The organism is Bradyrhizobium sp. 172 (assembly GCF_023101065.1).
Classification (GTDB): Bacteria; Pseudomonadota; Alphaproteobacteria; order Rhizobiales; family Xanthobacteraceae; genus Bradyrhizobium; species Bradyrhizobium canariense_D.
In genome coordinates this window covers 1,648,868-1,666,756 of sequence record NZ_CP064701.1, presented here as the reverse complement: position 1 = coordinate 1,666,756, position 17,889 = coordinate 1,648,868, and the positions used below count along the sequence as shown (strand labels likewise).

General features: G+C 59.5%; 17 protein-coding genes and 5 pseudogenes. 15 read left to right on the top strand and 7 right to left on the bottom strand.

Features of this window, described 5'->3' with window-relative positions; all coding sequences use genetic code 11:
* Positions 1 to 632: 632 nt before the first annotated feature.
* Positions 633 to 977 (top strand): response regulator, encoded by a 345-nt coding sequence (locus IVB07_RS07980; RefSeq protein WP_249802597.1) that lies wholly within the window; start codon positions 633 to 635, stop codon positions 975 to 977.
* Between the two features lie 24 nt (positions 978 to 1,001).
* Here IVB07_RS07980 and IVB07_RS07975 read toward each other — a convergent pair whose 3' ends face one another.
* Positions 1,002 to 1,283 (bottom strand): hypothetical protein, encoded by a 282-nt coding sequence (locus tag IVB07_RS07975; protein WP_247454029.1) that lies wholly within the window; start codon positions 1,281 to 1,283, stop codon positions 1,002 to 1,004.
* 588 nt (positions 1,284 to 1,871) lie between these two features.
* Between IVB07_RS07975 and IVB07_RS07970 the strand changes: the two genes are divergently transcribed.
* The 5 genes from IVB07_RS07970 (at position 1,872) to IVB07_RS07950 (ending at position 5,444) form a co-directional block, all read left to right on the top strand.
* Positions 1,872 to 2,138 carry a hypothetical protein gene (locus tag IVB07_RS07970; RefSeq protein WP_247454027.1) on the top strand — a complete coding sequence of 89 codons (267 nt, stop codon included), beginning with the start codon at positions 1,872 to 1,874 and terminating at the stop codon, positions 2,136 to 2,138.
* 80 nt (positions 2,139 to 2,218) lie between these two features.
* The gene (locus tag IVB07_RS07965) at positions 2,219 to 3,184 is read left to right on the top strand and encodes a hypothetical protein (RefSeq protein ID WP_247523677.1); all 966 of its coding nucleotides are present in this window, start codon (positions 2,219 to 2,221) and stop codon (positions 3,182 to 3,184) included.
* Between the two features lie 27 nt (positions 3,185 to 3,211).
* The gene (locus IVB07_RS07960) at positions 3,212 to 3,919 is read left to right on the top strand and encodes a carboxymuconolactone decarboxylase family protein (protein WP_247454024.1); all 708 of its coding nucleotides are present in this window, start codon (positions 3,212 to 3,214) and stop codon (positions 3,917 to 3,919) included.
* A gap of 81 nt (positions 3,920 to 4,000) precedes the next feature.
* Positions 4,001 to 4,912, top strand: a complete 912-nt coding sequence (locus IVB07_RS07955) for an aldo/keto reductase (RefSeq protein WP_247454022.1) — start codon at positions 4,001 to 4,003, stop codon at positions 4,910 to 4,912.
* Between the two features lie 226 nt (positions 4,913 to 5,138).
* A complete protein-coding gene (locus IVB07_RS07950; RefSeq protein ID WP_247454021.1) occupies positions 5,139 to 5,444 on the top strand; it encodes a hypothetical protein in 306 nt (101 codons plus the stop codon).
* Between the two features lie 152 nt (positions 5,445 to 5,596).
* Here IVB07_RS07950 and IVB07_RS07945 read toward each other — a convergent pair.
* Both IVB07_RS07945 and IVB07_RS07940 read right to left on the bottom strand, forming a co-directional pair.
* Positions 5,597 to 6,445: pseudogene (locus IVB07_RS07945) on the bottom strand (ISL3 family transposase); the annotation flags it as partial.
* A 145-nt stretch (positions 6,446 to 6,590) separates the two neighbouring features.
* Positions 6,591 to 6,716, bottom strand: a pseudogene (locus IVB07_RS07940) (DNA ligase); the annotation flags it as partial.
* On the opposite strand from IVB07_RS07940, the pseudogene IVB07_RS07935 reads away from it, so the two are divergent.
* Together IVB07_RS07935 and IVB07_RS07930 are read left to right on the top strand one after the other, a co-directional pair.
* A pseudogene (locus tag IVB07_RS07935) lies at positions 6,710 to 7,402 on the top strand (alpha/beta hydrolase); the annotation flags it as partial. The pseudogenes IVB07_RS07940 and IVB07_RS07935 sit on opposite strands and share 7 nt — an antisense overlap.
* A gap of 7 nt (positions 7,403 to 7,409) precedes the next feature.
* A pseudogene (locus tag IVB07_RS07930) lies at positions 7,410 to 7,860 on the top strand (LysR family transcriptional regulator); the annotation flags it as partial.
* A gap of 608 nt (positions 7,861 to 8,468) precedes the next feature.
* Here IVB07_RS07930 and IVB07_RS07925 read toward each other — a convergent pair.
* From IVB07_RS07925 to IVB07_RS07915, 3 genes are read right to left on the bottom strand one after another with little or no spacing between them, the layout of a single operon-like run.
* On the bottom strand, positions 8,469 to 8,720 hold the full coding sequence (locus IVB07_RS07925; protein WP_247393189.1) for a hypothetical protein: 252 nt from the start codon (positions 8,718 to 8,720) through the stop codon (positions 8,469 to 8,471).
* A gap of 33 nt (positions 8,721 to 8,753) precedes the next feature.
* The gene (locus tag IVB07_RS07920) at positions 8,754 to 8,981 is read right to left on the bottom strand and encodes a hypothetical protein (RefSeq protein WP_247767576.1); all 228 of its coding nucleotides are present in this window, start codon (positions 8,979 to 8,981) and stop codon (positions 8,754 to 8,756) included.
* On the bottom strand, positions 8,978 to 9,406 hold the full coding sequence (locus IVB07_RS07915) for a hypothetical protein (protein WP_247767575.1): 429 nt from the start codon (positions 9,404 to 9,406) through the stop codon (positions 8,978 to 8,980). The genes IVB07_RS07920 and IVB07_RS07915 overlap by 4 nt, the downstream gene beginning before the upstream one ends.
* 611 nt (positions 9,407 to 10,017) lie before the next feature.
* Between IVB07_RS07915 and IVB07_RS07910 the strand changes: the two genes are divergently transcribed.
* Positions 10,018 to 10,230, top strand: coding sequence for a hypothetical protein (locus IVB07_RS07910; RefSeq protein ID WP_247490977.1), 213 nt, complete (start codon positions 10,018 to 10,020; stop codon positions 10,228 to 10,230).
* 272 nt (positions 10,231 to 10,502) lie between these two features.
* Here the strand turns inward: IVB07_RS07910 and IVB07_RS07905 are convergent, their stop codons facing one another.
* Positions 10,503 to 10,850 carry a hypothetical protein gene (locus tag IVB07_RS07905; protein WP_247767574.1) on the bottom strand — a complete coding sequence of 116 codons (348 nt, stop codon included), beginning with the start codon at positions 10,848 to 10,850 and terminating at the stop codon, positions 10,503 to 10,505.
* A gap of 370 nt (positions 10,851 to 11,220) precedes the next feature.
* On the opposite strand from IVB07_RS07905, the gene IVB07_RS07900 reads away from it, so the two are divergent.
* The 6 genes and pseudogenes from IVB07_RS07900 to IVB07_RS07875 all read left to right on the top strand — a co-directional run bounded on the left by IVB07_RS07900 (position 11,221) and on the right by IVB07_RS07875 (position 17,845).
* Entirely contained in the window at positions 11,221 to 12,372 is a 1,152-nt protein-coding gene (locus IVB07_RS07900; protein WP_247767573.1) for a tyrosine-type recombinase/integrase, read from the top strand.
* Positions 12,321 to 12,575 (top strand): hypothetical protein, encoded by a 255-nt coding sequence (locus IVB07_RS07895; RefSeq protein WP_247767572.1) that lies wholly within the window; start codon positions 12,321 to 12,323, stop codon positions 12,573 to 12,575. The genes IVB07_RS07900 and IVB07_RS07895 overlap by 52 nt, the downstream gene beginning before the upstream one ends.
* A 3-nt stretch (positions 12,576 to 12,578) precedes the next feature.
* Positions 12,579 to 13,496 (top strand): hypothetical protein, encoded by a 918-nt coding sequence (locus IVB07_RS07890; protein WP_247767571.1) that lies wholly within the window; start codon positions 12,579 to 12,581, stop codon positions 13,494 to 13,496.
* Position 13,497: 1 nt separating this feature from the next.
* A pseudogene (locus IVB07_RS07885) lies at positions 13,498 to 14,280 on the top strand (transposase); the annotation flags it as partial.
* Positions 14,281 to 14,656: 376 nt separating this feature from the next.
* Complete coding sequence (locus IVB07_RS07880) at positions 14,657 to 15,013, top strand: hypothetical protein (RefSeq protein ID WP_247767570.1); 357 nt, start codon at positions 14,657 to 14,659, stop codon at positions 15,011 to 15,013.
* A 666-nt stretch (positions 15,014 to 15,679) separates the two neighbouring features.
* Complete coding sequence (locus IVB07_RS07875; protein WP_247767569.1) at positions 15,680 to 17,845, top strand: virulence-associated E family protein; 2,166 nt, start codon at positions 15,680 to 15,682, stop codon at positions 17,843 to 17,845.
* The last annotated feature ends 44 nt before the right edge of the window (positions 17,846 to 17,889 follow it).

Here is a 17,889-nt window from a genome sequence, read left to right as displayed (position 1 = left end):
CTGCTGTTGGACCACTGGGGAACTCCCGCGCAAGCTGCAGGCATCGCGCCAACTTGTCCTGAGTGACTTCCTTTTCTCTTTCGTGATCCATGCTCTTTATACGTCCGTTAAGGCACTACAGTTCACTCCGACGGCTTTTGGGACCCCACTAGGCTGGTTAGGAAAAGCCGCTTGCCGGCGCTGCTTGGCATCCATAAGCAAGAGCCGCGTGGTTTGACGCGTTTGAATGGCGTCGTCGACGGCCCGCTGAGCCCGAGCGAGTAGTTCTTCTGTTTGTCGGCTAAACGGTCGCCACACGAGGCTCTCCCGGCTCAAAAGGCGGGAATGCGTTGGCGTCTCTCAGTCACCGACGCCCCGGAATCGTGGACAGTGATGGCAAGGTAACGGACCACGCACGACATGGGTCCTATTTGATTGCGGACATGGCTAGATCAGCTCAGGACTAGAGTTGCACAGTCCAGCGTGGTCTATGCGAACTTCAATGTAGGCAAATCCAGTGCACCAGCCGTGGGTTAGGACCTCTTGGTGGATGTCGCCGGTACGGCGTTAGGCGAAAACCCTCAGGATAGATGGAGTAGCGAATGTCGGAACTTCCGAACTTCACCTAAGTTAAGCAATCAGAGGTTTTTTCAATGAGACATACAGTTTTAGTCGTTGATGATGACACCGCCGTGCTCGACGTGATCGCGTGCATGCTCGAAGACATTGGCTGCCAGGTCGTATGCGCAAACAGCGGCGATGAAGCCCTGGAAAAATTGACGCGTCAGCAGAACATTTCGATCTTGATCACCGACATCAACATGCCCGGCATGGACGGCCATGAACTGGCTGAACGCGCCATGCGCATTCGGCCCTCACTCAAAGTTCTCCAGCTATCGGGCCGCGAGCGAAGGCGTGATGGCTTCCCGATGCTCAGGAAGCCGTTCTCGGAAGAAGACCTCGCGCGCGTGATGGAACAGACTACGGGCGTTTGTTAGGGCAGCAGAGTCGCTAAACAGCGTTCAAGCTCTTTCAGAGGGAATGGCTTTTGAAGGTTTGAAGGCCCGGATGACCCGCAAATCCTTCGGGCACCCCGTCCGCGCCATACCCGCTTTCGAAGGCAAAAGGTATGCCCCTGCTTCGCAGGGCTTCTGCGATGGGTTCAGAACGATCTGTTCCAACTGTACGTCGAGAATGGCGGCGTAAACGCATGGGGCAGAAGCGAGCAGAAGCCCCCTCTGCAGATCGTTAGCCTCGCCAGCAACGCTATGATCCAACTCCGCCAGCATGTCCGCAATCATCATGCGAATGAGCGGTCCATCTTCGACCAAAAGTACAGATACCATATGCGCTGCCCCCAGGGCACTTTACCCAATTACATGCACCTTTAACATTGCTCCGACCTCCATGACTGCTCACCACAATTGTCGCATCTATAAATCCGAAAGAAAGCGGCGTGTTGTCGGCTCAAGAATGGATGTCACGAAGCTGGGCTTTTGACCGCAGCGAGGCACTCCTCTGCGGAGCTCTTGAGCTTTTGCACCAGACCCCTAGGCCGGAAGGCGATTACCATCGGTAACCCCGCGTCATTATTGAGCGGTTCTCATGGAGGCTGCGGATGCTGCTTTAGATTCCCGCAGCAGTTCCGTGTTTTGGAACGTAAGTTCCTGTCGCGCGTTAAACGACTGGAGAATGCGCGTTGCACCCTCCAAAGGATGCTCACGCATGACTCAAAGTCGCCGCCGGATAACTCAAGCGAAGTCATTTCACGAGCGGCTACTTGAAGAGGGGGCCAAGTGCCGGGAAGCGGCCAAGCAGTCGCCGCCGGGTACCCAGCGAGAGAATCTGATCAGGCGAAGCCGGCAAGCTGAGGCGGCAGCCCAGATGGACGATTGGCTGGCTGCGCCAAAACAATCGGCCGCGGCACCGCTGCGTCAGCTCACCAGACCGAACGAAAAAGCACGCGTTTCGTGAAACTATTAACTGAATATCTCGAACGAGCACACCAGCTCGAGCAGTTGGCTTTGGACGAGGCCGATACCAGCTTCAAAGACCAGTTGTTGACCCAGGCACAAGCCTACCGAAAGCTCGCGGCCAAGCGGGCAGCGGAATATGGGCTACCACCGCCGAGCCCGGCCGATCCGAGCGCCTCCATATGACGAATGCAGTATCCGATCCCGACGCTCTGTCGTTCGTGTGCACCTAGCGGCAGGTATTCTCATCCACTCAGGAGGCTCACTTGGCAAAGAAAAAGTCGATAGTCGATAGGATTTCGGACACGGTTACAGAAATCGTGGACACCGCTTCGGCAGCAGCCGCGGCAGCGCTCAAGCCGGATCCCGAAGCGGTGGCGGCAACTACAAAGGAACAGGTCTACATTCCGGAAGCGACCGACGCTGCGGCCACGCCAGCTCCGCTGTTCGCTCGGAAGAAGCGCGGGCCTGCCCCTATGAGAGCCAACAAGAGAGTGGCAGCGGCAAGGGCGAAGAAGACAGCGTCCCGTTCTCAACGCGCTGCCAAGCAGCCGAAGAAGGCCGCGGCGCGGGCAGATGCCGCGCGCGTGGCGCTACCAGGCTGTGAGAGCGTCATCGAGGGCGATCTTTCGACACTGGCGGCGATGCAGTCAGTTGCGAGCCAGGCAAACGCCATGGGCCGGTTCGATGCCGTCATTCACAACGTGGCCACGGGGTACCATGACCGCGAGCGCTTTGTGACCGAAGACGGGCTGGCACGGATATTCGCGGTCAACGTGCTTGCGCCGTATGTGCTGACCGCCCTGATGATCCCACCTGCCCGACTGATCTATCTCAGTTCCGGGATGCATACCGGCGGGCGGCCCGAACTCGACGATGCACAATGGGCCGATCGGCGCTGGAATGCCTCGCAAGCCTATTCGGATACCAAGCTCCACGACACCATCCTAACGATGGCTGTGGCGGCACGCTGGACGCACGTGATGGCCAATGCCGTAGATCCGGGGTGGGTCCCGACCAAGTTGGGAGGGGCAGGCGCTCCCGACAATCTCGACCTCGGCGCGGACACACAGGCCTGGCTCGCGGTGAGCCAGGAGCCGACAGCCAGGGTGACTGGCGAGTATTTTCATCATCGCCAGCGGAGGAAAGCTGCCTCCGCCGCATATGACGGTGCCACTCAGGACCGCCTGATGGCCTATCTTCAGACGATTTCCGGCGTCTCCTTTGCGTGACGCCGTTGAGCCAAGGAATCTCCGGTTATGACAAACACCACTTCCCTTAAGACGGAGACGATCGAAGCCGTCTCTCCCAGACTCGCGCGCTATACGCGTGAAACCGTCGTCGGCGATTTGTGGTCGCGCGAAGTCCTGGCCCCGCGAGATCGCAGCCTCGTGACGGTTGCTGCGATGATCCAGCGCGGGCAAACCGATGAGCTTGCGCACCAAATAGGTCTGGCGCTCGACAACGGCGTCACCGCGACCGAGATCTCGGAGACGATAACCCAGCTCTCCTTCTATTCTGGATGGGGCAATGGCGGCGCCGCCGTCCGCGTGGCGGCCAAGATCTTTGCCGAACGTGGAATCGACCTCAGCCAACTTGCACAAGCGGACGTGGAACTTCTTCCGCTCGATGAGCAGGTCGAGGCGGCACGCGTCGCCATTGTTGATGGACTTCTCGGGCCTGCGTTCAAAACCCTCGCCGACTACACGACCCATGTCCTGTTCCGGGATTTGTGGCTCCGTCCAGCGCTGAGCCCGCGCGATCGCAGCCTTGTAACAATGACTGCGCTGATCACTGCCAATCTTTCGGCCCAGATTCCCTATCACATCAACAAGGCGATCGATAACGGCATGAGCGAAGCGCAAGTCGCTGAAGTCATTACTCACCTTGGGTTCTACGCCGGTTGGCCTATGGCAATGAATGCCGCCAACGTCGCCAAGGATGTATTCGCAAAGCGGCCCGGATAACACTTCGCGCGGCGTGCATTTTAATACCGGGGTATTCAATCGTGCCAAGGAATCCGGCGACCGGCGTGCCAGGAGACATTGATGCCGCCCGTTAAAGACGAAAGAAAGATCATGACAAATAGCGCCCCTCAATTGACCCTCAATAACGGCATCCAAATGCCTGCCATCGGCTTCGGCGTGTTTCAGTCCGCGCCAGAAGAGACTGCCGCTGCGGTCCAGTCGGCACTGGAAGTAGGGTATCGGCACATCGACACCGCCGCCGCATACTTCAACGAGCGCGAGGTCGGCGAGGGCCTTCGTCGTTCCGGAATTCCACGCGACGAGGTGTTCATTGAGACCAAGGTGTGGGTCTCTGATTATGGGTACGAGGAGGCGCTGCATGCGTTCGAGAAGAGCGCCAAGAAGCTCGGCGTCGAGCAGCTGGACCTGCTGCTCCTTCACCAACCGCTGATCGCAAAGTTCGACCGGAACGTCGAGGCTTACAAGGCGCTGGAGAAGCTCCTCGCTGACTGTGCCGTTCGCGCCATCGGCGTAAGCAACCTCGTGCCCGCCCGGCTCGATGCGCTGCTCGCAGAGACTGACATCGTTCCGGCGGTCAACCAGATCGAGCTGCACCCATACAACATCCGCGCCGAGTTGCAGGCGAAGAACGCCGCACACGGCATCCTCACCCAGGCATGGTCTCCAATCGGCGGGATCCGCAGCTACAACGGCGAGACCTCCAACCCGCTGAATGATCCGACGATCCGTTCCATCGGCGAGGAACACGGAAAAACGAACGCTCAGGTGATCCTGCGTTGGCACCTCCAGCAGGGCCGCTCTGCCATCCCGAAGTCCATCAACCCGGGACGTATCGCCGAGAACTTCGACGTGTTCGACTTCGAGTTGACGAATGACGAGCTGGCCCGGATCGACGCACTAAATTCCGGCGACACCATCGACATCGACAGCATCGACTTCGAGTCCTTCGGCTTCGTCATCGACGAAGTCTAGCCACGTGACCGCGTGCCGAGGCACCAGGAATAATGAGCAGACAACGCATGAGTACAACCGAAATTACCCGACGATCCCTCCTCGTTTCCGGTGTCATGGTTGGTGCCGGCGCGCTCGCATCCAACGGTTGCGCTGAACCCTTGCCGCAGAAGTCCACTGCTACCCCACGCCGTCCGAGTCAGCCCGCAAAAGCGTCCAGCCGTAGGGCGACCTCTACGGTGTCGATGTGTACAACACGCAGGAGGTTGCCGACGAACTTGTCTACATCGGCGAGAACGTTCAGCCACTCGATGGCGAGCCGAAGCGCGTGCTCATCACCGGTTCAACCGCCGGAGCCGGCCAGCTTGCCGCCGCTTACCTCTTGAAGCGCGGCCACACGGTCGTCGCCCACGCCCGCAATGCCCAACGCGCCGCCGACGTGCGACGCGACCTACCGGGGCTGGAAGAGGTGGTAATCGGCGATCTCCGGCATCTCGACCAGACGCGGGCACACTCGCTGAGCAGATCAATGCGCTCGGAAAGTTCGACGTGATCATCCACAACGCCGCCGAATACCGTGTGTCAGGCCCCGTGAATGCCAATTCGCTCTCGCCGTACCTCCTCACCGCGCTGGTCACCCCGCCGCAGCAGCTGTCATATCTTTCTTCTAACCAACACCTCGGCGGCAGCCGCGTTGGTGTCTTCTCGCCGAAGATAGCCCTCATATTGAATGCGCTCGGCGGCGGTCAACAAGTTGGGATTTATGGTGGCGGAGCCGACCGCGATCCGGACCTGGCGCATGGATTTGCGAACCGCATCCAGGAAGGCGTGGCTGGCGTTCTCCATGAGGTGCCAACGGTCGGCGACCTGGGTGGCGTGCGGGAGTGCCTTGGCCACAGCAAGGGCATAGCCACCGCCGCGGTCGCGCGCGACCACAGCGATTTGTGGCTGCCCCGCGAGCCAGGCCTGCGCAGTGGCTGGCTCTCTGTCGGGTAAGAGAGTGATCGGTCGTCGCCGCTCGAGGTCACAGATAATCGTTCCGTACCGCTGATTGCGCCGCCAGGCCCAATCGTCGATGCCGATAACGCTCGGCGCAGCAAAGGGCGGACACCCGCGCTTTCTAACCACCCGAAGCAATGTGTCGTTGCTCACGGGCAGCATAAGTCGACGGGCAAAACTCGCCGCCGGGCGGCCACCCAAGGCAAGGCCAAGGTGATGGACGATCAGATCGAGCCGGGTCGTTCGCCGCGCCCACGGTGCCAGAGCGCCGTCGTCGAAGCGCTCAGTGAAAATACGCCGACCGCACAGAACAGTAACGCAGCGGAAGCGGCGCGCCACGACCACCAGGCGAACCTGCCGCCCCGCCAGCGGCAGATCATTTAGGCGCCTCTGATATCGGCTATGGATCCTCCCAGAACTGGTCCCGCAGCTGGGGCAGAGACTCGTCCCCCTCGTGGCGCGTATGGTGATCACGGTCGTAGCGCCATCACAAAAGGCGCTTTCCACGTCAAATCCGCGAGGGACCAAGGCCGACGGACGTAGGGCTCGCTGCATCATATTGATTCCTTTGTGAAACCAACGCGAGCCGACGCTTGAACTTCATCAAAAGTGAGTCAGAGCCAATATTGCAGGCCGAATGACAAACTGGGTGCAGCAGCCGCGGCAGCCTGAGCGTTAGTAGTCCGCCGAGATTCGTTGTTCACAAGTCCTCGCGCAGACCCTTGAAGAAGGGATGGCGAACTTTTCCCTCCGCCGACTTGGCCCGGTACTCGATCTCGGCAAGTAGTTTCGGCTCGACCCAGATACCCTTGTGCGCGATACGCTTTGGCGGGCCCAGCCGACGGTCCGCCCGTGATCCTGCTGCACGGCTGGCCCTACGATATTTACGCTTTCATCGACGTCGCCCCGCTGCTCGCCGCCGCCGGGCATCGCGTGATCGTCCCCTATCTACGCGGCTACGGCACTACCCGCTTCCTGTCGGAGGCGACGATGCGGAACGGACAGCCCTCGGCCATCGCCGCAGACATCGTCGCGCTGATGGACGCGCTGAAAATCGATAAGGCGACCATTGCCGGCTTCGACTGGGGTGCGCGCACCGCTAACATCATCGCCGCGCTGTGGCCGGAGCGGGTCAAGGCGACGGTCTCGGTGAGCGGCTATCTGATCGGCAGCCAGCAGGCCGGCAAGATGCCGTTGCCGCCCAAGGCCGAGCTGCAATGGTGGTACCAGATCTATTTCGCGACCGAGCGCGGCCGCGAGGGGTACGACAAGTATCGCCACGATTTCTCGAAGCTGATCTGGCAACTCGCGTCGCCCCAGTGGCACTTCGACGATGCCACCTTCGATCGCAGCGCTCAGGCCTTCGACAATCCGGATCATGTGGCGATCGTGGTCCACAATTACCGCTGGCGGCTAGGCCTCGCAGATGGCGAGGCGAAATACGACGCGTACGAGGCGCGTCTGGCGCAGGCGCCCGTGATCTCCGTACCCACCATCACCATGGAGGGAGACGGATGCAATGAACGTGTTCGTCCTTGCGGTGGACGAGGGAAGCCTCGCGGCGGCGGGGCGCAAGATCGGCCGCTCCCCGGCGGCCGTCAGCCGCGCCATCGCCTTCCTTGAGGAGCGGGTCGGCGCCGAGCTGCTGCACCGGACGACGCGATCGATCAGGCTCAGCGAAGAGGGCGAGCACTACGTGGCGGTCTGTCGCCGCCGAGTTGGAAGAGGCAGACGACATCGCGGCCGGACCGCGCACGGCGCCTCGTGGCCTGCTGACGATAACCGCACCCGTGGTGTCGGGCGAGATGGTGCTCCGACCGATCCTCGATGCGTTTCTCGACGCCTATCCGACGGTCTCGGCAAAGCTCCTGATGTTCGACCGTTCGGTCAATCTGATCGACGAGGGTGTCGACGTCGCGCTCCGCATCGGCCATCTCGCCGATTCGACGATGGTCGCGGTGCGGGTCGGCGGGGAGCGCGGCAGCCGCTCGACGTCGTTCATCGGAATCCTTCATCTTCGGTTTTTGGCGGTTCTGATCTTCAACATCGGGAATTCGCTCCCTCTCTGCCGCTCGTTCATCCAGCCTCAGGTAATCTCTCCGCGGGGTAGAGATAGCTTCCCGCTCCCGGCTTGTTAGGCTCCCTGCCCAGTCTCGAAAAATCGCTCGACGTCCCCGTCCGTTTTGGTTTCGATGGTTCGCATCCACCTCATCGGCCCGAATGGCGTTTCGCGCGGCTTACCCGGGAGCTCCACCACAACTGCGATCGAGTTGGAGGAAAAGCGAACTTCGGCAAGCACGGTACGGATCCTTTGTATGATCAAGCGTCTGAGGCGAACGAGCTCGTCGCCTGGACGCGCTTTCGAGCCGGCGGGCGAATGCGCGCGCCTCTGCCCAGGAAGATCTCGCTTCGAGCAGATCCATCCGTGCCAACTCCGCTTTCGCGGCCCGGTCGCGGTCGCGCTCTGCAGCGACTATCCCTGCCCTGAGCTCGTTGATTTTCGCCTTGAAAACCGGATCGTCCACGCGACCCGCCGATGCCCCATTTGCTTGCTGTGTTCGCGACTGGTTTCATAGCCCTATTCGCGAAACCGCTCGCGGCCCCACACGCACCATTGATAGTGGATCGCCACGGGCACGAAATAGTCTTCCGTTCTCACCGGCGGCAGCCCGTCGTTGAAATGCAGAAGCTTGTCCTGGCGCACGATGAGCCCGCAATCGATCAGCTTCTGAAGGGTCGCTTTCGAACAGCGCGGAATCTGGTTGATGGCGATGGCCTCGAAGGCGAGGGTCGCGGCTCTGGTCATGCCCTTGCAAGGATGATCGGTCATGTACTTTAAATCGTGGTTTCGATTTTCTGCTGCTCAGAAGTATTTCGCTCTCGCGCGATGCTTCTGTTCGAAGGCGACAACGCCGGGATCGCCCAGGCGCCGCTCCACTTCGGCATGGCGCAACGCCTTGCGGAGGCACTGGAGCACGAGGCCGTCCTCCTGGAGCCTCTCCGCAATCGCCATCGCGCAGTCGCCCTCCGGATAGTGGTCGACATTGCTGCTCTCGGCGACCTCGATGCACTCCAGCAACCATTCGATCAAAAAGCGTCCTGCGCATCCAACGCGAAATCAGGTACGGCGCCGCAGCGCGCGACCATCAAACGCTGGATCCGCTCGACGAGCTCCGCGTCGGAAATATTGGTCTCGATCCGTCCGTAGACGCTACCACCGCGTGCGAAGGCGCCTCCGTAGCGCGTCATCTCTATGTCGAGCCCGAGGTCGAGTTGTTCGTTGATGAAATCGCGGATGCCCGCCATGAAGATACGGACAATCTCGGTCCTGACGTCGGGATGGAAGATCGAGGCCGCGACGGCATCCACGAACGTGTCCGGATCGTAGGGATGGACGCACTTCGCCGCCGCCTCGAACGCCAACCGTTCGATCGCCGCATGGTATGCGCGCTCCCAGCCCGTGCCGTCGAACGCCATGTCGTAGAGCTCTTCCGCCTCGAAGTCCGAGTCCGTCACCGCCACCTCCCGAATATCCATTGGCGAATTATGCCGGCGCGCGGGGGCGAGACAACGAAAAACAAATTTAGTCAATTTGACAAAAATCTTTTGCTGTGGAGAACGGCCGCGATCTCGATTTCGCACCGCCTATAACAAGAACACAGAGTCGAGTCCGGGTTCGGGGGCATGGCTTTTCGTTTGGGGCAATGCCTCAAGGAGTTTGCCGACTTCCATGTTAACTACCTGCATCCCAGCAAGCGCCGTCGTGCCGGTCCAGGATGGGTCAATCGCTTGGCGAAGCGGAGACCATCGTCGCAGCTGTTTTAGGGTCTTATTCACGTGGACGGTAGACAAAGCCTTCACGCGCCTGCACTCCCGCGAAGGCATTAACCAATTGCTGCCGTGAGGCTTGAAGCCGTTTACAAGAAAACTTAAGTAGGTGGCTTCGGTTGTACGCATCTGCCATGTGTTTTCCGCGTTCCGCGCGGGTAGGTTTTGCTTTTTTCCGCGTTCGCGCGGGTCCGTTATCAACACCATTAGAACTCCGCGTCCAAGCTTTAGCTTGTATGAAACGCAGACTGCTGTGGTCACACAGAGTTCGGCAGTTCTATGGCTTTCGGAGAAGACGAATGAAGCGGAAGGGTTTGAAGCCAGTGGAAGTTGGTGAGTTTGTGCGGGAGTGGGTTGCGCCGGGCGGTGATGTCACCGGGCAAACCACGGGCACAGAGCTCCAAGTCATCTGTGATGCCTATCTGAACCAGGCAAGGGAAGAGGGCTGCGCGGTCGATGGCTCGCTCATGGACGGGCTTGTCGAGCTGCGAGATTGGGTCCGCAGCCGCTGAATGCTTGAACCCGCCGTCACGGCGGGTTCTTTTTAAATTGCATCTGCTTCTTGGATCGACCGGGGTGTACGGTGGCTCGGCTTAAATGAGATGCGATGTAGCGCCCCGGCAACCAAGACGATATTCCCGATGCTTCGCGCCGCTGGTGTTCTCGAACGACACTGTAGATGGCGCACACGTGGTCGCAATAGCGAAGGAAGTTGTGGAAGAATCTCTTCCATCGATTCCCTGCTGGCTTCTTGGTATTAGCCGCGTCAGTGCGAGTTGTTCACCTACACGTTGGCGTTAACGGCGGTCATGGGGTGCTGAGCCCGAGCGGTCATCACGCCAGCCCACCGCTTCCGCAATTCCTCGTCGACGTAGCGCGGCTGCTGCTGGATCCCGTACGCATGCGCCGCCTCAATCCGGGCCTTGTAGTGGATGAGCACGCGGTGAGTGGTGACGACGAAGAGGACCGACTTACTCCACAGCGACGGCTGGTTGGTTAGCCAGCCCACCGCCCGCTGGGCGTGGTGGACGTCGCCGGCGCACACCGCGACGTCAAAGTCCAGGCCCCCCGGAACGTCGTAGTCGTGCGGCCCGACCTCGCTGTCGATGTCGGCTGCGATGAAGACTTTCATGAGACGAACGATCGTGTGCGCTGCGGCAGAGAGGCAACGCTATTAAGCGGTGCGTCTGATCACGAAAGATAAGCGCCGAACGCTTGCTACGGATTTGCTACGGAGTTTTTTCGCCGAAGGACCCATGGCCATAAGCGATTGACTTTATTGCATTTTTGGTAGCGGGAGAGGGACTCGAACCCCCGACCCCAGGATTATGATTCTCCTGCCCTCTCCTAACAAGCCAAAACCTTGCCTAACATCTTTTTCTTCTTATCTAATTGATAAAGCTACCGAGTTTGGCTTCTGGTAGCCGAAGTTATAACCTGTTACTATTTCAGCTTAACGACCCTTTCCGTGCACCCCATGTGTACCCCAGCAAGCTCTTTCCATGACCAAACCCAAGTCCGCTTCCGCTATCCTGCTCACGGACGTTGCCGTCTCCAAGCTCAAGCCTGGCAAGGAGCGGCGCCGCATTCGAGACCTCGGCTGCCAAGGCCAAGGGCTATTCCTGATCATTCAGCGGTCGGGCCACAAGTCGTGGCAGATGAGGTTTCGCCGCCCCGGCGGGAAGATCGGCAAGATTACGCTCGGGCCAGTCCTTACCGGCGGCGAGATGTCTGCCGAGCCGACGATCGGCATGCCTCTGACACTGCGGGCTGCCAGACAATTGGCCGCAGAGATAAGCCGCCAGCGCAGCCTTCAGCAGGATGTGATCGCCACCCACAAGACAGAGCGACACCGGAGGCTGGCCGAGATTGAGGAGAAGCAGAAGGAGCACTTCGCGCCCATTGCCCGACGATACATAGAGGAGCACGCCAGAAAGCGACTGCGCGGCTGGCGCGACCGCGCCAAGCGGCTCGGACTCTCCTACCCGCCAGACGATGAGCCGCAGTTGATTAAGCACGGACTGGCCGAGTTGTGGGCTGAGCGATCTCTGCGGGACATAGATGGCCACGACATCTGGCTTGCGATGCAGGTAGGAAACGAGAATCGAGCCCGCCACGTTCGCGCTGCGCTGTCCGCGCTCTTCACGTGGGCGCATCGCCAGAGGCTTGTCGAATTCAATCCCTGCAAGACTGTCGCGCCGCCTCACCTGCCATCTGCCCGCGACAGGGTCCTCAGCAATGAGGAAATCAAATGGTTCTGGAATGCGTGCGAGGGTATGGGGGCGTTCGAGGCCGCGCTGAAGATCATGCTGCTCACGGGGCAGCGCCGCAGCGAAATTGGCGGCATGCGGTGGGATGAGTTGCGCAAGGACGGGGAGTGGCATCTTCCGAGGGAGAGGACAAAAAATAAAATGCCGCACATCGTGCCGCTGCCCCCGGCCGCCATGGCTCTGATCGTCGAGCAGCCGGTGCTCGGGGCCTATGTGTTAACCACCACTGGCAGCACGCCGATCTCTGGCTGGTCGAAGATCAAGCGAAAGGTAGAAGGTCAAATGCTAGAGCTCGCTAGAGAAGACCGCGGCGAGAATTTCGCGATCCAGCAGTGGGGGCTTCACGACCTTCGCCGTACCGCCGTGACCGGCATGCCGAGCTAGGCATCAGGCCGGACGTCATCGAGCAGGCGGTCAATCACATCAGCGGACACCGCGGCGGCGTGGCGGGCGTCTATAACAGGGCCGTGCTTCTGCTGGAGCGCAAGGCAGCGCTAGAGCGTTGGGCTGCGCATGTCGAGGGCCTGATCTCCAGGCGACTGGCGATCGTGACGCCGCTGCGTCGGCTGACGGACAAGGAGGCGTGATCCTTGGCAAAACCGAAGCCACCGCGACACACCATGCCAAGTAAGCCCACTTTCGGCGGCAACCTGGAAATTGTCGAGGTGACCTGGCCGCCCCCGCGCGTCAAGGGATCAAAGGCGTGGGACCGATATGCGGATATGGTCGAGTTTCTCAAGAAGCACAATCCTCATCTGAAGATCACGCACGTCGACGAAGCCAAATTCAAGACGAGCACGCGGGCCAGGGCCAAAGTCGATCGCCCAGATCTAGCAGGGCCAGCGATGATCACGAAGCGCCCTAAAGACATGAATTCGTTCTATGCCTTCTGGGATGCGGACTCGAACGCGGAAGCGCCAGAAGGTGTCGTGTCCGCCGATGACATCGATCTCGTGGTCGAGCATCTCGGCCCGCCGCCAGAGGTGCTGGAGGAATGCCGCCGCGACATCGCCCTCGCCATCTGGAAGATCAGACAGGTCAAGCCAACGACAGTACGGCCCGCTGAGGTCGAGAGGCGGCTGACACAGATCGCGAAGGCAGCGAGGAAGTTGTGCATCGAGATCAGCAAGTTGCCCGATGATGTGGCACTGAGGCTGACACCGAGCACATTTCTCCGCAACTGCAGTCGACTCATCGAGAAGAGCGAGGTGCTGGCCGCCAGGATCGACGTCCGGCCCAGCGGTGGTACCAAGTTCGCGGCTGCCAGAAAGATGGTTACGGCCCGACATGCCTTTCAGCTAACACACTGGTATTCAAATCAACTCCCGTCACGAACTAAGGACGGCCAATTCTTCACGACCGCCGACCTACTTTACAAAATGGCAACCCGCAAGAAAGGAAGCTGCGCTAATGCATGCGTCGAGCACTTCCGGGAGCTGGAAGAGTATGGACTGTTCAACGATGAGATGCTCAGGGCGTGGCGGCGAAAAAGCCGCCAGAAGGCTTAGCCTCGTTGGACCGGGCAATCGCAAGAGCGTCCAGCCGATGGCGGCCGCGGCTGGCACCGGGCGAGTATGACCAGTTGCACCATTTCATCGCTGATGGCCTCTGGGATGCGGCGCCATTGCAGGCGGAATTGCTCGTCAGGCGGATCGCCTGGTCGGCGGCAAAGATGCGGTGCTGGTCATCGACGACACGGCGATGCCGAAGAAGGGCGAACGCTCGGTTGGTGTCGCTGCGCAATATGCATCGAGTCTCGGCAAAACGGCGAATTGCCACACCCTGGTGCCGCTGACGCTTGCGCGGGGTGAAGTGTCAGTGATGCTCGCATTGCGTCTCTTCCTCCCCGAGAACTGCTGATACGGTACGTTTGAGGCGCGCCGGCGTACCGGTCGAATACCGAACATCACGATCCAAGCCAGAGATCGCGCTGGCCGAGAGGCGTGCACTTCGGCTGGGTGCTGGCGGACGCGGGATATGGCCTCGGCGCGATCAAGGCTCGATGATCCGCGAACAGGCGCGTCAGCAGTTGAAGGAGGAACTCGGGCTTGATCACTTCCAGGGGGATCCAGGCAAGGTCTCCACCGTCACGCACTCATGACCATGATCGCTTACGCCTTTCTCCGGCATCGTCGTCTCGCACAAGCGGGCGGAAAAAAAAGAACCGATGGTACCTCCACCTCAGCCAAGCTTGCCGGCCGTACGCCAACTCATCGTCGATCTCATCGTTCAACCACGACCTCAGCGATGCCCATACTGCAGAAGACAAATCGGCGGAAAGCCGCGGCGTGAATAAATCTGCCAAAGTAATGCTAGGACTAGCGCCGCAACGGCACAAAAACAGTTGCCGTTGTGAGGTTTTTGGTGCCCCGAGAACTTGCTATTAGAATTGCTCCTTCTGTTAGAACAGGATCTAACAATTGATGAGCAGGAATTCGAGGCCCGATGTCTCGGCGCCCAGATGTGGCCCGCCGACACCCCGATGGGTACGAAACGCCGCGCTAGCCCGCTACCTCGACGTCTCTGCGATGTGCATTTGGCGCTGGCAACGCGACGCGTCGCTCAATTTCCCGCAGCCAACTCGAATCAACAACATCGATTACACCAATTTGAACGAGGTCGATGATTGGATGCGGTCGCGCGTTGTAAGGCGCGAGAAGGTAGTGTGATGCCCCTGAAACGATTTTACATTCACCACGTCGAATCCACTGGCAACGATCTCAGGTTTGAGGAGCAGCCGTCCTTTCCGCCATGCCTGACGGTCGACCTGATTGGCAGTGAGGTAGAGCAGACCTACACCAAAACTGTCGAAACAATGGAAGGACCGTGGAATGTTGAAATTCAGCCGAGGCCGAAGGGGCTTGGCTGGGCGCTCCATCAGGAGTTCAACGGACACACAGTATGGCGTCGGCCTCATGATGAGAACGCCCATACTGATAGGCGAAACTGGCGGGTGGAAGACGCTAATAAAACCGAGATGCGCGAGCCAACGCCGGGAGATGAGGCTCACTATTCAGAGAAATAGATGCGTTGAGGCGGTCACAAGTTTGTCAAGCGTGACTTCCAAGCAGCAACGACACGCGCGACGATCGGACGATCAGACGCTCGGAAAAATTGATCTGGACAACGAGACTCGTCTTTGATCCTCTAGCTTTAGGCACCATCGCTTCCGCGCTGGCTTATCAAGCGGACGATATGGACCTTTGTCGAAAGCCCGAAAACCAGCCCGACACGCGTTCAGTATAGTTGGGTAGTGCAGGCCGTGTGGCAACGGCACCGACCAGCGGCCCCGGACGGGGGCAACTCCAGTCTGGGCCACGGACTGGATACCAAACGCCAGGTCGCTCACCCGCTAGTTCAACTAGCGCAGCGCTAGCACAACTAGCGCCGGAGCGGCCTATTGTCATTTCCGCCTCCGGCGCATGACCGGAGTTGGCAAGATGGTCACCCCCCATGAACAAGAAAGGCGCCCCCAGCTGGCTACTGGAGGCACCTCTGTTGGTCGCAAAGCCACGGCTTTGGCAGGCCGCAAGGATCCCGCTAAGGAAGGTCAAGGTGGAAGTCCAGTCCCTACCGGGCGGCTCGCCATAGCTTACATGAACGATCGCCGGCAGATGGCCAGGCTACCGCTCGATGACGCCCGGCGAACCCCCACCCTTCCGAAGATCGATCTTGGCGGGGAGGAAAGGTGATGCACGGCACCATTCCTCCATCAGAGCCCGACGTCGAAGCGGCGGTTGATTTTCTTGAGCGACTTCGTCCTGGCGGACCCTGGGTCGTCACGGCTATCGTTCCTGACGGCAAGACCCTGACTAATACCTTTGCCGCAAACGAGGGCGAGGCACTGCGTAGTTTAATACGCTCGCGGAACATTGAGGGGAGGAATATCTACTACACCGCCAATCCCGTCCGCAAAGCCACAATGAAGAAGCCTAGCAAGGAGGACATCATCGCTGGGGAATTTCTTCACGTCGACGCCGACCCAGACGAAGGGGAAAGCTCGGAAGCTTTCAAGGTACGGTTCATTCCGATTTTAAAAGCACTCGCTCCGACAGCGACGGCCATTGTCGACTCTGGCAACGGCTTCCAGATTCTGTATCGGTTAACCGAGCCGGTTCAAGATGTGCGTGCATTAGAGAGCGCTAACAGAGCTCTACTGGAACTACTCGGCGCCCCCAAGGGTACCCACAACATAGACCGCCTCCTTCGATTGCCAGGCACGATCAACTGGCCGAACAAGAAGAAACTGAAGGCCGGGAGGACCGCCTGCCTGTCGTCACTGGTCGAGTTCAACACAATATCCTACACACTATCTGATTTCCCTGCTCCGCTTGAGAAACAAACAGAAAAGCAGACCCGTCGATCTAACACGACAAAAATGCCGCGTGGGCTGGTGACGATGCTCCATGTATCTGGCGCGGGACCGTATCAGTCCCGAAGCGAGTTGTTTTTTGCATTCATCGCTAACGCATTGCGGGCTGAGCTCGACAAGAATACGATTATCGTAGCCTGCCTCGATGCTATATATTCAGGCAAGGGCATCCACGAGCACGTCGCCGAGAACGGCGGTGAAGCATACGTCAGGCGTCAGATCGCGAAGGTGCTCAATAAACTTTCCGAAGAGACGATCTTCGATCGTGACAAAAATAATAGGATAATTTGTCGGAGCCAGAAGAACATTTCAACCGCGCTCATTAGCCTCGGGGTCACGTTGCGTTACAACTCGTTCGATGGTCGGATGATCATCAAGGGTCTGCCAGGGTTCGATCTACTAGATGATGCCGCCATGGAGCGGCTCTGGTTATCGATCGATGAACGCTTCGAGTTTCTCCCGCCGAAAGATTTTTTCTGGGTTGTGGTCGGCGACGCTGCCCGACAGAACTCATTCCATCCCGTGAGGGATTATCTCGATGGTTTGAAGTGGGACGGCGTAGATCGGATCGACAGATGGCTGACGACATACGCTGGGGCCGTCGATACTGAGTACGTCCGCGCGATCGGCCGGCTCGTTCTGATCGCGGCAGTGCGCCGGATTCGTTCCCCCGGATGCAAGTTCGACGAGATGCCCATCCTCGAGGGTACACAAGGAACCGAAAAATCGAAGGCTCTTGAGATCCTGGCCGTAAATCCGGATTGGTTCTCCGATGACCTTCCGCTGGGAGCTGACAGCAAGAGGATGATCGAGCACATCAGCGGCCGATGGATAATCGAGGCCGCAGAGTTGAACGGAATGCGCAAGGCCGACGTAGAGCACCTGAAAGCGTTCCTGTCGCGGCGCACTGATCGAGCGCGATTGGCCTACGGTCGTATGACCACGGAGCTGCTCCGTCAATGTGTCATCTTCGGTTCTACAAACGACCACAAATATCTCCGCGATCTGACAGGCAATCGGCGCTTCTGGCCGGTGAAGGTGATAGCCTTCGATACTGCAGCACTTAGGCGCGACCGCGACCAGCTCTGGGCAGAGGCAGCGGAACTGGAGGCGCGGGACGAGAGCATCCGGCTCGATCCGAAATTCTGGGAGGCAGCCGCCGCCGAGCAAGCCGAGCGCACCATCGATGAGCCGTGGATAGATCAGATCGCGGGCGTGCTTGGCGACATGGAGGGGAAGCTGCTCGCCAGCGACGCGTGGACGGTGATCGGCCTACCCGCCGGCCAACGAATGCAGGAACACAACGCTCGATTTGGAAGAGCGATGCGCGCCCTGGGTTGGGAACGGAAGAAGCTTCGATTAGAGGGAAAGGTGCAGCACGTATACGTGAGAGGCGATGCAAAGGCGACCGCTCTGAAGCGCATCGTGGTGACCAGGAGTTCGCCGCATGTTGTGTCAGCCTGTTACGAAGACGCGCCCTTTTGAGTATACCCCCTTGGCGCTCGGCCGTTCCCCCTGGGTGGGCGCAC